Source organism: Amycolatopsis sp. NPDC005003, assembly GCF_053600695.1.
The window spans coordinates 270,582-284,897 of record NZ_JBSGAI010000007.1 but is presented as its reverse complement, the minus strand read 5'-3'; the positions used below and the strand labels follow the sequence as shown (position 1 = coordinate 284,897).

At 72.4% G+C, this 14,316-nt stretch carries 7 protein-coding genes; all 7 read left to right on the top strand.

The window, feature by feature from the left end:
• Positions 1–203 precede the first annotated feature (203 nt).
• The 7 genes from ACWED2_RS11615 to ACWED2_RS11585 all read left to right on the top strand — a co-directional run bounded on the left by ACWED2_RS11615 (position 204) and on the right by ACWED2_RS11585 (position 14,311).
• Positions 204–1,496 carry an MFS transporter gene (locus ACWED2_RS11615; RefSeq protein ID WP_449690365.1) on the top strand — a complete coding sequence of 431 codons (1,293 nt, stop codon included), beginning with the start codon at positions 204–206 and terminating at the stop codon, positions 1,494–1,496.
• 92 nt (positions 1,497–1,588) lie between these two features.
• Positions 1,589–2,188 (top strand): YbaB/EbfC family nucleoid-associated protein, encoded by a 600-nt coding sequence (locus ACWED2_RS11610; protein ID WP_449690364.1) that lies wholly within the window; start codon positions 1,589–1,591, stop codon positions 2,186–2,188.
• Positions 2,188–2,511 carry a WXG100 family type VII secretion target gene (locus ACWED2_RS11605; RefSeq protein WP_449690363.1) on the top strand — a complete coding sequence of 108 codons (324 nt, stop codon included), beginning with the start codon at positions 2,188–2,190 and terminating at the stop codon, positions 2,509–2,511. Before ACWED2_RS11610 ends, ACWED2_RS11605 begins: the two co-directional genes overlap by 1 nt.
• 9 nt (positions 2,512–2,520) lie before the next feature.
• The gene (locus ACWED2_RS11600; protein WP_449690362.1) at positions 2,521–10,221 is read left to right on the top strand and encodes a WXG100-like domain-containing protein; all 7,701 of its coding nucleotides are present in this window, start codon (positions 2,521–2,523) and stop codon (positions 10,219–10,221) included.
• Positions 10,218–10,655 (top strand): hypothetical protein, encoded by a 438-nt coding sequence (locus ACWED2_RS11595; protein WP_449690361.1) that lies wholly within the window; start codon positions 10,218–10,220, stop codon positions 10,653–10,655. Before ACWED2_RS11600 ends, ACWED2_RS11595 begins: the two co-directional genes overlap by 4 nt.
• Positions 10,652–12,067 (top strand): TNT domain-containing protein, encoded by a 1,416-nt coding sequence (locus ACWED2_RS11590; protein ID WP_449690360.1) that lies wholly within the window; start codon positions 10,652–10,654, stop codon positions 12,065–12,067. The genes ACWED2_RS11595 and ACWED2_RS11590 overlap by 4 nt, the downstream gene beginning before the upstream one ends.
• The gene (locus ACWED2_RS11585; protein WP_449690359.1) at positions 12,068–14,311 is read left to right on the top strand and encodes an ADP-ribosylglycohydrolase family protein; all 2,244 of its coding nucleotides are present in this window, start codon (positions 12,068–12,070) and stop codon (positions 14,309–14,311) included. It abuts the gene before it with no gap.
• The last annotated feature ends 5 nt before the right edge of the window (positions 14,312–14,316 follow it).

Below are 14,316 nucleotides of genomic sequence, written 5' to 3'. Positions count from 1 at the left end.
CCACACCCGCCGAGTGGCAACCTCCGGGCGTCGCCCACCGGGGGGTGGGGGCCCACCCCACCTCCCCTGCCCGCCCCGGGGGGGGGGGGGGGGGCGCCCCCCCCCCCCGGCCCCCCCGAGTGCGCCGGCCACCTCCGGTTCGGTGGCTGCGTCACCTGAATCTCTTGACCGATGCCCCACGCCGGAGCCTTAACCTTGACTCCGTGACGATCAGCGCCCACTCGGCGACCGTGCGAAGAGGCCCTCGGGAGCTGCTCAAGGACCCGGACTTCCGGCGTCTGCTCTTCACCCGCTTCGCCGCGAGCTGGGGCGACGGCGTCTTCCGAGCCGGGCTCGCGGGCGCTGTCCTCTTCAACCCCGAGCGCGGTGCCGACCCGCTGGCCATCGCGGGCGGGTTCGCCGCGTTGCTGCTGCCGTACTCGGTCGTCGGGCCGTTCGCCGGTGCGCTGCTGGACCGCTGGGACCGGCGGAAGGTCCTCATCTTCGCGAACCTCCTGCGCGGGCTGGCGATCGTCTGCGCGTCCGCCGCCGTCGGGCTCGGCTTCGGCGGGCTCGGGCTGTTTTCGCTGGCACTGGCCGCGGAAGGGATCTCCCGCTTCATCGGCTCGGGCCTCTCGGCGTCCCTGCCGCACGTCGTGGAGGAGAAGAGCGTCGTGACGGCGAACGCCTTCGCCACCACGCTCGGCTCAGTCGTCGCGGTCATCGGCGGTGGGTGCGCGATCGGCTTGCGCGCGCTCTTCGGCAGCAACGACGTCGGATCGGCGGAGACCACGGCGTTCGCGGTGCTCGGCACGCTCGTGTCGGCGCTGATCGCGCGCGGTTTCGCCCGCGGCGTGCTCGGGCCGACGGTGGTGGACGAGCCGACGAACCCGGTGCTGGCCGTCGCGCGGGGCCTGGCGGACGGCGCCCGGCACGCCTGGCGCGCGCCGAGCGTCACCGCCGGGTTCATCGCGCTGTTCGCGCACCGGGCGGCGTTCGGGGTGTCGCTGCTGGTCACCGTGCTGCTGATGCGCAACTACTTCACCGACCAAGGCTTCCTCCGCGCCGGACTGCCCGGGCTCGGGCAGATCGCCGCGCTCTTCGGGGCCGGTCTGCTGGTCGCCGGGCTGCTGACCGCGCGGCTGATCCGCCGGTTCGGCCGGCTGCGCGCGGTGCTCGGCGCGCTGCTGGTCGCCGCGATCGCGCAGTCCGCGCTGGGGTTGCCGATGTTGCTGCCGCTGGCGCTGCTCGCGTCGTTCTTCATCAGCGGGGCCGGGCAGGTGCTCAAGCTCTGCGTCGACTCGTCGATCCAGCTCGACGTCGCCGACGAAGCCCGCGGCCGGGTGTTCGCGCTGTACGACACGCTGTTCAACATCACGCAGGTGGCGGCGGTTTCACTGGCCGCGCTCGTCGTCCCGGACGACGGCCGGTCGCCGGGCCTGCTCATCGCCGCGACGGTCTGCTACTTCGCCGGCGGAGCGGGGTACGTACTGGCCCGGCGGCGGGCGATTCGCTGACGCAAACACCCGAACCGGTCACGGTGACTGCTCCATTGGCATTAGGGTGACGGGCAAGTCATTAGTAGGTTCGAGGGACACCGGGGGCACCTGTGACCACCGCGGGCGACGACCGTGCGCAGCTGGAAGCACGCAATGCCGCGATGAAGGACCGGATGGAAACCCTCCTGGAGAACTTCGAGCGGCAGACCGCGCAGCTGCGGGACGCCCAGGCCGCGGCCGCCGAAACCACCGCCCAGGTGAGTTCGCCCGACGGGCTGGTCCGCGCCACCATCGACGCCGGCGGCAGCCTCGCGAAGCTCGAGTTCGCCCCGAACACGTTCGAGCGCACGACACCCGCGCAGCTCGCGAACACCGTCCAGTCGCTGGTGCGTCAGGGATCACTGCAGGTCAAGCAGAAGATCGCCGACCTGATGGCGCCGATCACCGAGGGCCTGCCCGACCTCGCCGACCTCGTCGAGGGCGCGCCTTCGCTGGCCGGGCTGGTGCCGCCGATCCCGTCGTTCGACGAGTTCGCCGAGGAACCGGCGGCACCGCGGCCCGAGTCGTTCGAAGAGGGCGGGTCGATCCTGCGCAACGAGCAAGCGGCGCCGCCGCCGATGCCGGCCCCGAAGCCCGCTCCCAAGCGCGTCCGCCCACCGCGTGACGACGACGAGGAGCCACCGTCGTCCTGGATGACGAGGGGCGACTGATGCCGGGTGGGGGTTCCGGGTTCACCGCGGAGCCGGACGCGGTCCTGCGCGCGTCGAACGGCCTGGTGACGGCGGCCGACGCGCTCGACAACGCGGCGAAGGCGCTGCAGTCCGCGCTCGCCGCGCAGGGCGAGTGCTGGGGCGGCGACGAATCCGGCAAGGAGTTCGCCAAGGACTACGTGCCTGGGGCGCAGGGCGCCGTCGAAGGCTTCACCAACCTCGTCGCGGGGTTGCGGGGGATGCAGCAGAACGTCGCCAAGTCGATGAAGGCCCTTTCGGGCGCCGATGAAGACGTGACGTCCCAGCTCGGCAAGGGGCAATGACGCGTGGGTATGGAGATGCCCGACGCGGTCAAGTGGCTGCTGCCGATCGTCGTCGGGGAGAGCTGGCCGGAGGGCGACGAGACCAAGCTGCGCGCGTTGCGGGACGCCTGGCACACGGCGTCGGCGGCGATCGGGCCGGTGTCGGAGACGGGCAACCAGGCGGCGTCCGGCGTCCGCGACAACTGGACGGGTGACGGCGCCGACGCGTTCGCGGAGCAGTGGAAGAAGTTCGTCGAGGGCGACGAGGCCTACTTCAAGCAGCTGGCCGACGCGGCGAAGGCCCTCGGGGATTCGTGCGACCAGACGGCGCTGGACGTCGAGTACACGAAGTACATGATCATCATCTCGCTGATCGTCCTGGCGGCCCAGATCGCGGCGATGATCGCGGCGGCGGCGGTGACGTTCGGCGGCTCGACGGCGGGCATCGCGCCAGCCCAGATCGCGACCCGGATGACCGTGCAGATGCTGTTCCGGCAGCTGCTCGAGAAGCTGGCGCAGCAGGGGTTCAAGCAGGTCGCGAAGGAGCTGCTGGAGAAGCTCCTCAAGCAGGGTCTCAAGAAGATCGGCATGGAGATCCTCAAGAACGAGGCGATCAACCTCGGCATGGACGCGGGCATCCAGGGCCTGCAGATGGCCAAGGGTGACCGCAAGGACTGGGACTGGTCGAAGACCTCCGACGCGGCGATCTCCGGCGCGGTCGGCGGCGTCGTGGGGGCGGCGTCGGGATCGATCGGCCGCGGCGCGACCGAGGGGCTTTCGCACAGCGCGGGCGGCCAAATCGCGGACGCGGCCATGCGGGCCGGAGCGCGGGGTGCGGTCGAGGGGGTCGCGCAGACCGTCGGGCAGGCCGCGGTGACCGGGGACCTGGGGTCGTTGACGCCGGAGCAGCTGCTGATGGGTGCTTCGAGCGGGGCGGTCGGGGGTGCGGTCGGGGGCGCCAAGGAGCAGATGCACGCGGTCCACGAGGCGAACATCCCGCGGGCTGACGCGGACGGTGACCCGGGTGGCTCTGGTTCCGGTGGGTCTGGTTCCGGTGACTCTAGTGAGGCGGGGGAGTCGCGGCGGGGGGCTTCGGAATCGGAGCCTGAGTCTCGCGGGGAGGCTTCTTCGGGAGCTGAGTCCCGCGGGGAGGCCTCTTCGGAGCCGGAATCGCGTAGGGAGGCTTCTTCGGGGGATGAGTCTCGCGGGGAGTCGTCTGGGTCGGATTCTCGTCGCGAGTCCTCGGAGCCGGAGTCTCGTGGAGAGTCCCCGGAGTCTCGTCGTGAGTCGGCTGAGGCTGGGTCTCGCGGGGAGGCCTCCTCGGAGCCGGCGTCGCGGAGCGACGAGCCACGTCGCGATGGCTCCTCCGAGCCCGAGTCGCGAAGCGAAGGGCCTCGCCATGAGGCCGCCTCCGCGCCGGAACCGCGGGGCGAGCAGCCGCGTCACGAAGCTTCCTCTGCCTCCGAGTCAGGGGGCGCAGAACCTCGTCACGAAGCCTCGTCCGCGCCGGATACGCATAGCGAGCAACCACGCCGGGAAGCCGCCTCCGAACCGGAGTCGCGGAGTGAAGAACCGCGTCGGGAGGCCGTGGAGTCCCCGTCGCGAGGCGGCGAACCGGGGCGTGAGGCGCCGTCGGTGGCCGAGCCCGCGTCGCCGCAACGGGCGGACAGCAGGCAGCAGGCCGCGCCGGTCGCCGAGCACCGGGCTCCGGAGGCGTCACGACCCGGCCCGGACCAGCAGCCGCGTCCGGCAGCGGAGCAGCGCGAGGCCCCGGCTTCGGCACCGAGCCAGCCATCGACGGCCGCCGGCGCACCCCAGGGCGGCTACGGAATGGCCCCGCCGCCGGGATTCGGCGCGGAAGCGGGCCGCCAGAGCGGGGGACGTCCCCAGGACAACGTCGGAGCGGCCGGTTTCGCGGGCGGTTCGAGCCAGCCGTTCGCGGCGGATGGCGGGCCGGCACCGTTCCAGAACGGACCGTCACCGCAGCAGCAGCCGCCTCCGGGCGGATTCCCGCCTCCGCAGCCGGGCGGCCTCCCGAACGGCGGCGGCCCAGGACGCCCGGCCGGCCCCGCCCCGCGACAGGGCGGCCCCCTGCCCGGCGGCGGCGACCAGCCGCGACGTGTCCCGCCACCGGACCCCCGCCGGATGCTGCAGGGCGGCCAGCCGCCGATGCCGCCGGCCGGGTACCGCCCGGGAGGGCAGCATCCGCAGGGCGCACGGCCTCCGCACGGTGGCCAGCCGGGCGGGCAGCCTCCGCACGGTGGCCAGCCGGGCGGACGAGCACCCGGCGGGCAACCTCTGCACGGGGCACAACCAGGCGCCCAGGCACTGCACGGTGGGCAAGCAGCTCAGCCCAGTGGCCAGCCGCCACACGGAGCCCAAGGTGGCCTGCCGCCGCACGGCGGGCAGGCGGTCCATCCCGGCGGGCAACCACCGCACGCAGCACAAGCTGGCGGCCAGCCGCCGCTTGGTGGGCAAGCAGTCCAGCACGGCGGGCAACCGCCGCATGGTGCGGTGCCGGGGGGACAGCCGCCGGTTTCTGGTGGGCAGGTGCCGCGTGGTGGGCAGGCGCCTCAGGCTGGGGCGATGCCGCCTCATGGTGGGCAACCGGGTGCGCGGCCGCCGCACGGTGGGGGACAGGTGCCTCAGGGTGGGCTGCCCCCGCAGGATCCGCGGCGGATGCCGCCGCACTCGGGGATGCCGCCGCAGGGTCCGCCGCGTCCGCCGGTGGCCGGTGGGCAGCGTCCCGCCGGGTATCCGAACCAGCCTCGCGGGCCCCAGGGCCCGGGACCGCACCCCGGTGGACGGCCGCCGATGCCGCCCCCGCCGGGTGGACGGCCGCCGCATGATCCGCGGCTGGGGCCCGCTCGGCCTGCCGGGCCGCCGCCGCAGGTTCCGCCGCCGCGGTTCGGGCCGCCGCCGGAGCACCTGCCGCCGCGGGGGCCGTTCGAGCCGCCGCGGCCGGTGGACCGCGCGCCGGAACAGCCGCGGACGCAGCGGCCGTTCGAGCAGCCGGCCCAGGACCGCCCGGTCCCGGCGACCGAGCCCACGCAGCAGCCCCGCGCCGAGCGGCCGGATCAGCGCACGCCTGCGCCCACCGAGCTGGGAACACCCGCCGAACGCCCGGTGGACGGCAGCACGCCCACGACCGAGCACACCCCTGCCCAGGACCTCCCGGCCGAGCAGGCAACACCCACCCAACCCCCAGCCGACGGCAACTCGCCCACAGCCGAGCACACCCCTGCCCAGGACTTCCCGGCCGAGCAGCGCACCCCGGCTCACGAGAGCCCGGCGAACGAACCCTCACCCACCACTGGCCACGAGAGCGACCACGGCCGCCCAGCGGAGCAACCCACGACCGAGCGCCCAGACCAGCGCACGCACGAGCAAGACCACGCCAGCGAACAACACGCCGAACACGAACCCGTGGCCGAGCAGCGAACGCCCGCCGAGCAGCACGCGCCCGAACAAGACCACGCCGGTGAACAACACGAGTCCCCGGCCGAGCGCGACCAGGCCGAGCACGAGGGTGCCCAAGAGCATCCCGACCAGCAGACGCCCGGCGATGAACCCCTCGCTGACCAACACCCGCCCACGTCCGACGAGGCGCCGCGTGAGCGGGACTACGGGCAGCCCGGCCTGGACGAGCCCTACCTCACCGATCCTCGGTTCCACACCGATGATCCCGCCGGCATCCGGCGGATCGAAGACACGTTCATGGACTCCGGGAAGACGAGCAGCCAGGACGGTGAGTGGCGGCACGAGCAGCTCCACCGCGAAGCTCGGGCCAAGCGCGACGAGTGGCACCCCGGGATGTCCGACGCCGGGGCCGTTGCCGTGCACGCCTACACCCGGACCGAGATGGTCGGGCCGCTCAACCACGCGCTGCGGATGGGTGGTCCCGAGCTCGTCCACCTCGCTCCGCAGGCCGCCGCGCTGGTCTCCGGGCTCAATGAACTTCCGCCGCACGAAGGCGTTGTCTCGCGGCGGGTCGACTTCAAGGGCGACCTTGGGCGGCTTCAAGCGTTCCTCGCGCGGTTCCACGATGGCGCGCACATCACCGAGCCGTCGTTCCTGAGCTCGTCGAAGGTCGACGCGCAGCACCCGCGCAGCAACTTCCCCGGCGAAGTCGAGATGCGGATCCAGTCGAAGACCGGTCGTGACGTCGAGAAGCTGGCCAGCATCGGGCACGAACGGGAAGTGCTCTTCAAGGCCGGGACGCAGTTCAAGATCACCGGCATCGAAGAGGGGCCCGGTCACCCCAACCACAAGCCGGCGCCGGTGCGTGGGGAACCGCACTACGTCGTGCACGCCGAGGAGATCGCGCCCGGGGAGCCGGGGCATCTCGGCGAGGCCGACGCGCGCGACGCCGTCGAGCAGCGCCGTGCCGGTGAGCGTGCCGACGAGGACCGGTTCCAGCGCGAAGCCGACAAAGAGCTCGCTGAGTTCTACGAGAAGCACCCCGAACACGCGCCGAGCAACGACTTGGCGTCGAAGCTCAACCCCTTCGACCCGCCGGGTGCGGAGCCGCTGCCCGAGCGGCCGCCGCCGGCCACCGGGGAGCCGGACGGCGGCTGGGCGCAGCTCGCCGAGCCGCTCGTTCCCGGTGGTCAGCCCGTGCTGCACGCCGGGTCCGTCGAGACGCCGCAGCAGCACGCGCGGCTCCTGCGCGACGCCGTTCCCGAGCTCGCCGGGGTCAACACGCGCAACCACTACAGCCCGGCGGGCCTGGAGAACGGCTACCGGACCAACGCCGCCGAGTCGATGGTCGCCTTCGATCGGCGGATGAACGGCGAGGACGTCGTCGCCGGGCCGGCCCGGCAGCAGAGCCTCAGCGAGCAGCTGGGCGGCCAGTGGAGCGGCAAGGACAGTTTCGACGGCGTCGCCCGTGACCTCGGCGAACGGCCGGTCGGTGCGCGCAGCGCCGTCGCCTTCGAGACGCCCACCGGGGAGTCGCGGCTGGTGGCCGCCGTGCACACCGAGCACGGGGTGCTGTTCGCCGATCCCGTCACCGGGCGGCTCGCCGAACTGCCGCACGACGCCACCGGCATCCACACCATGCCGCTCGGCGGCGGGGACGCGCCGCCGCACCACGTCGCCGAACCCGACACGATCGGCGACCGGCTCAACCCGGCGCCCGAGCGGGTCCCGCACGACGAGGGCTACCTCTTCGACGACGACCACCGCGGCACCCCGGCCGACCACGAGAGCATCCGCCGGGCGGTCGGCGACGAGGACACCTACCAGCAGGTCCACGACCGCGCGCTGGCCCGCCGGGACGCCGCCGGGCTGCCGGTGACCGACGAGGGCGCCGTCGCACTGCACGGCTACACCCGCGGCGAGTACGCCTACGACGTCAACGAGGCCCTGCGCCGCGGCCCGGACCACCCCGGCTTCGACCTCGCGCAGCAGAACACCCGCGCGATCATGGACGGCCTCAACCAGATCCGGCCCGAGTCCGGCGAGACCATCCGCGCCTACGACGTCGGCGGCGATCCGCACCTGGCGGACCTGGTCGCCAAGCCGTACGAGCCGGGCTCGGTGGTCGTCGAGCCGGCGTTCTCCAGTGCGTCGATCAAGACCGACGAGTTCTCGACGTCGAAGTTCGGCGACGACATCGAGCTGCACGTGCGGTCGGACAACCTGCGCGACATCTCGAAGCTCGCCGAGAACCCGGGCGAGCGCGAATCGCTGTCACCGCCCGGAACCCAGCTGCTGGTCCACGAAAAACGGCTGGAGATCGGGCCGGACGGCCGCCGCAAGTGGGTCATCGTGGCCGAGGAGATCGGGCCCGGCCACCCGCGCTACCTCGAGCCCGAGGCCGCGCGGGAGAAGATGGCCGCGCGCCGCGCCGAGAACGACCACAACGCGGCCGAGTTCGAACGCCGCAAGCAGGCCGCGATCATGGAACGGCTCGGCGGCCTCGGCGAGCCCGAGCACGTCACGCCGCAGCCGGAGCACCCGTCGGTCCACGACGTCCACGACGGCCCGGCCGAACCGCCGCCACCTCCGGTGTCGGTGCACGACTACTCGCGGCTGGCCCGTGCGACGAACCCGCCCGCCGAGCCCGCCATCCACGCGGGCGGGACGACGCCGTCCGAGCGCGCGGCCTACGTGCACGACCGCCACCCGTACCTGCGGGACGTCAACCCGGGCTTCCACCAGCCGGGTGCCCTCGAAAACGGCTACATGACGAACTGCACGCGCGGTCCACGGGCGTACATGGACCAGCTGCGCGGTGTCGACACGACGGCCGAGCCGATCCTGCCGCACGAGATGGGCAGCCGCGGCACGCTCGAACACCTCGAGGGCGAGTTCGGTGAGACGTTCTCGGCCCGCGGCAGCTACGACGACGTCATCCGCGAGATGCGCGGGATGCCGGTGGACCACCACGCCGTGGTCGCGGTCAAGTACCCCGGCCCGAACGGCGTCGAGTACGGGCACGTGGCGATGGTCGTGCACACCCGCGAGGGCGTGGCGTTCATCGACCCGCAGTCCGGCGACCTGATGCACCTGCCGCAGCCGGCGAACAGCATCAAGCTGATGCACATCGGCACGCCGGACGAGGTGCACGCCCGGACGGAGAGCCACAGCGAGCACGGCCCGGACGAGGCGCACGGCGGCGGCTACGGCGCCGCGGAGCCGGTGGGTGCGCACGCGGCCGCGGAACGCTTCCTCGCCCGTGAGGACCTGCAGGCCGCGCTGGCGCACCCGGACCTGGCGAACGCCCGCGTCGAGGCCAAGGACGAACTGGGCCGCGCCCACGACCTGGGCCCGCTCAAGGACTACCTCGAAGCGCAGCTGCCGAACCGGCCCGAGCTGGTCCGGCTGCTGAGCGACGAGGCCAACGCCTACATCGCCGACTCGCTGGCCAAGCGCCCGCTCGCGCTGGGCAACCTGCTGGCGCACGACGAGGCCGTGCGGATCTTCGAGGACTCCCTGCAGGACGTCCACGAGCAGCGCGAGCACGGCACGCTCCCGGAGGAGATCCCCGCGGAGCCCAACCACCTCGAGCTCGGCGAGACCGAGCGCCGGGTGTCCGAGGAAGCGACCGCGGACAACGCCCGGTACGAGGACGCCGACCGCCGTCAGCCGCCCTACCCGCGGGAACACCTCGGCAACGCGACGGAGTTCAAGAAGTACCTGGACGGCGTCTACGAACGCGCCGAGGTCGCGATGGCGAAGCTGCGCGAGGTGGTGCCGGACATCGCGGCCCAGACCGAAGGCGAGCCGGACCTGCGCAAGACGCTCAAGGGCCGGGGCCGCGCCGAGGACAAGATCGAGTCCAACTACGGCGGCGACCCGTCGCGGCTGACCGACATCGCCGGCGGCATCGTCCGCTTCGACAAGATCGAGATGCTGTACGCCGCTTTGGAGAAGATCCGGGCCCGGGACGACATCGAGATCGTCGAGTTCGAAGACCGGTTCGTGAAGCCGCAGCCCGCCGGCTACAGCGACCTGCAGATGAAGGTCCGGATCGACGGGCACGTCGCCGAGTTCCGGCTGCACCTCAAGGCGGTCGACGCCGTCTCCGCCTACGACCACGCGCTCTACGAGGTGCGCCGGGACATCAAGGCCCGGGCCGTCGACGAAGGTCCCGGGCCCGATCCGGAGACGGGCAAGAAGCGGCCGCGGCCGTACACCGCGGAGGAGCAGGCCCTGATCAACGCCCTGCTGAAGCGGGAGCGGGAGAAGTTCTGGGAAGCGCTGAACAAGAGGCCGGAGCAATGACGATCGAGACGCCGGCGTACTTCCGGCACCACGACAGCCCGTACCGGCTCGACAAGACGGCCGACGGCGGGCTGGCCGGGTACATCCTGGACTGGAAGACCGGACGGTTCGTCGAGGACAACGACAAGATCGACGACGTCCTCTTCGCGCAGGCCGGGGACATCGGCGCCCTGACCGAGCAGCAGTTCGTCATCCGGACCGAAGACCTGCGGCGGGAGTACCTCCGCGGCGGCGGCCCGATCTTCGCCCTCTACGACACGATCAGCGCCATGCACTCGGTGGCCCGCGAGGAAGGGCGGCCGCTCGGCCGGGAAGAGGCCGCGCTCAAGGTTTCGCTGTACCGCCGCACCTTCAAGATGTGGGAGGACGAGTTCGCCCGCCTCGACGCCGGGCAGCCGCCGACCTTCAGCTACACCTCGACCCTGGCGCGATGATTCACGTGGAACATCGACTTTCGCCCGACGAGCAGCGCACTCTCCTGGTGCGGCTGGGAAAGCTCGTGCGCGAGCACCGCGTCAACGCCGGCGTGCCCGCCGTCGCCGACTTCCGGCAGCTCGGCAAGCACACCGAGACCGCGGGCCACAACACGGCCATGCCCGACGAAGCGGCCGAACTCTTCACCGAGCTGCGGGCCGGCATGTACACCGAAGGCCGCGGCACCTGGCTGCAGGCGCGGTTCGCGCTGAACCCCGACGGCAGCTTCGACTTCGACTTCGCGCTCGACGACGATCCGGTGTGGACCGATCCACCCGAGCCGGCCGACTACCCGGCGGAGCTCGCCGCGTTCCCGCGGGCCGACGAGCACATCCCGGACTGGTGGCGGCTACGGGCGCAGCTACCACTCGGCGTGGTGTTCCGGCACGCCGAGATCGGCGGCCCGGACGTCGAGCGGCCGCCGCTGACCGACACCGAGGTGCCGCTCGTGCTGCAGTACCTCGAGCGCGAGGCCGTGGTGCACGAAACCGACGACGAGCGCTTCCACACCGACGGCACGTGGATCTGGTCCGAAGCGGTCCCGCTGCTGCTCGCGAAGCACGGCGTGCCGCCGGAGCCGGACCTGGTCACGCACATCCGGCGGCACCACTTCCAGCCGCCGTACGTCGAGCCGCTGGTCCGGCGGACCGCCGAGGCGGACCTCCGCGGCGAGCCGCGGCCGAAGCCGTCCCGCGCCGACGTGAAGAAGACCGCCGGGGACGTCGTCGCCGAGCTGGAGACCACGCCGGACCCGCAGCTCGGCGACGAAGAGCTGCTGACCGTGCTGGTGCAGCGGCTCGGCGAGCACGGGGTGTGGCCCGAGGCGTACCGGGTCGGCGAACGCGCGGACGGCGCCTGGTGCCTGAACTACACGCCCGACGGCTGGGAAGTCGCCGCTTACGCCGGCGGGAAACCTCGCGAACCGAAGTACTTCGCCCGGCTCGAGTACGCCGCTCAGCAGTTGCTGGGCGCGTTGCTGCTGCACCCGGCCCGGATGACCGCCGGGCACGAAACGCCGCTGGAAACCGCCAAAGAGCTCGACGACTGGCCGGTGCACCCGGCACCGGGTGAGCCTCCCCTCACCCTGCTCCGCAACAAGCGCATCACCAGGCTGGTGGCGGGTACGGTCGTCCTGCGCTTCGGCGAGGAACCGGGCAATCTCGTTCACCACGGGGAGGTACGGTTCGCCACGACGTCGCTGCCGCTCGAACGCGAACGGGTGCGGCGGAGCTACCGGCTGAGACGCCCTCTGCACGTGATCACCGGCATCACGGTTCCGTGGGCGAACCTGCCGGGTGGCGCGGTGGCCTTCGTGCTGCCGAAGACGATCGCCGAGCACGAGTCCGACGGAAGCCTGGAGAGGATCGAATAGGTGGAAGCGGCGGAAGCGATTGCCAAGGTCGGCCAGTGGCTGCGCGCGGTGCACGGTCCGGACGTCTCCGGCCCCGCCGGCCTGCGGGTGGACACCGAGAAGGTGCTGCGCATCCCCGAGGGCTGGTCGGTGCCCTACAACACCATCGCGTTCCTCGACGAGGGCCGGCCGGAGAAGGAGATCTTCCCGCCGCCGTCGGTCGTCGTCCGCGAGCCGGACGGCGAGCTGCGGCAGGCGCACCCGCACCCCGGCGGGCTGTCGGTGCCGGTGGCGTTCCCCGGCCAGGAGAACTGGCGCGAGGTCGTCGACCCCGAGTACGTGAAGGCCGGGCTCGGCGAGCTGGGCGTGCCGCTGCAGGCCGTCGCCGGGTGGGTGAAGGTCGACGCCGACGGCAACCAGACCGGCGAAGAGCGGGAGAACCCGGAGTACAAGGCCGGGCCGATCCGCCGCGGCTACCCGAAGCCGGAGAACACCCTGGAGACGCTGCTGTCGTTCGGCAGCGTCGGCTGGCTGACCCGGGAGCTGCTGCTCATCGGGTTGATCCGGTGCGAGGTGTACGTCCCGCTCGACCTGGAGACCGGCAAGACCGACCGGTTCTACTTCGCCGAGGAGCGCAACGAGCTCAAGGTGTTCAGCTCGACCCGGCACCTGCCCTCGCGCGAGCACGGCTGGTGGAAGGTCGACGTCGCCACGCTGGCCGAGTTCGAGCACCCGCCGAACCTCGTGATCAACGGCGGCCCGACGACCATCGAGGACGTCTCCAGCGGCGAGCTCGCCGAGATCGTCAAGCGGTTCCCGCGGCACGAGCCGCGCATCGACGTGCACGGCCGCTGCCCGGAGGCGGAGGAGGACCTGAACCGGGTCGCCGCCGAAACCGCGTCCCGGATGGGGCTGCCGGATCCGGTGAAACCGCCGCTCAAGGCGGCCGAGAAGGCGCGGCGGCGCGGCTTCGAGCTGACGGCCGAGGAATGCGCGAAGACCGTGCTCGGCGAGTCGTGGCTCAAGCGGCTGAGCATGCCGGAGCCGCCGCGGAGCAAGCCCAACGACCTGCGCGCGAACGGCCTGGCCCCGGCGTACGACAACGCCGGGCGCACGGTGCCGCGGCTCGACACGTTCGGCAAGTACTTCGAGCGGGACCTCGACGGCTTCCGCTACGGCTGGCAGCGCGTCACCGGTGCGTTCGTCGGCTTCGCGCTCGGCGAGGCCCTCGGCGCGGCCGTCGACCGGATGATGCTGCACGACATCCACGCGAAGTTCGGCATCGAAGGCGTCACCGACCTGATCCCGGCGTACGACCAGCCCGGCCGGATCGGCTCGCTGACGCAGCGGCTGCTCTTCTACACCGAGGCCGTGATCCGCAGCCCGCACCGCGAGCAGCCGGAGTCCCGCGAAGCCGAGCAGCTCTTCCCCGACGTCGTCCGCGGGGCACTGCAGCGCTGGCTGCGCACCCAGGGCGCGCCGATGGACGCCATCGACGGCTGGCTCGTGCAGGTCCCGGACCTGCACGCCCGGCGTGACATCGACGACGCCGAGCTCAACGCCTACCACCAGCTCGCGACCGGGGCGGCCGCTGCGCCGCCGATGTCCGGCCCGGCTGCCCTGATCCCCGCGTTGCCCGCCGCGCTGACCATGGCCGGGCCCGGCAGCGGGCTCAGCGGCGGGGCGCGGCAGGCGGTGCGCGAGCTGGCCGGCGTCACCCACCCCGACGAGCAGGACCTGGCCGCCGCGACCTACCTGACCTGGCTGTTCGAGCACGCGCTGACCAAGGAGGCGTTCAGCTTCCCGATCTGGAACACCAGCCGCGAGGTGCTCAACCCGGACAACCAGTTCCAGCAGGGCCCGGAGTGGACGGCGATCAAGGACCTGGTCGCCGAGTCGGTGCCGTTCTTCGGCGAACACGGGCTGCCCGACCTGCGGATGCCCGAGCTGATCGGCGACGGGAAGACGACGCTCTCAGTGCTCGGACGCGCCTTCGCCGCGTTGTCGGGCTTCGAGAACTACCCGGAGCAGGCGCTGCTTCGCGCCGTCAACCACTCCGGCCGCAGCGCGCTCACCGGGGCGATCGCCGGGGCCCTGCTCGGCGCCCGCACCGGGATCCCCGGGCTGCCGCAGAAGTGGGTCGACCAGCTGGAGCTGCGGTACCTGGTGGAGAACGTCGCTTCGGACGCCTACTGGCACTTCGACCGGCACTCGGCGCTGAGCGCGCTCGGCGACGCCTGGATCGAGCGGTACCCGCGGCATTAGCGCGA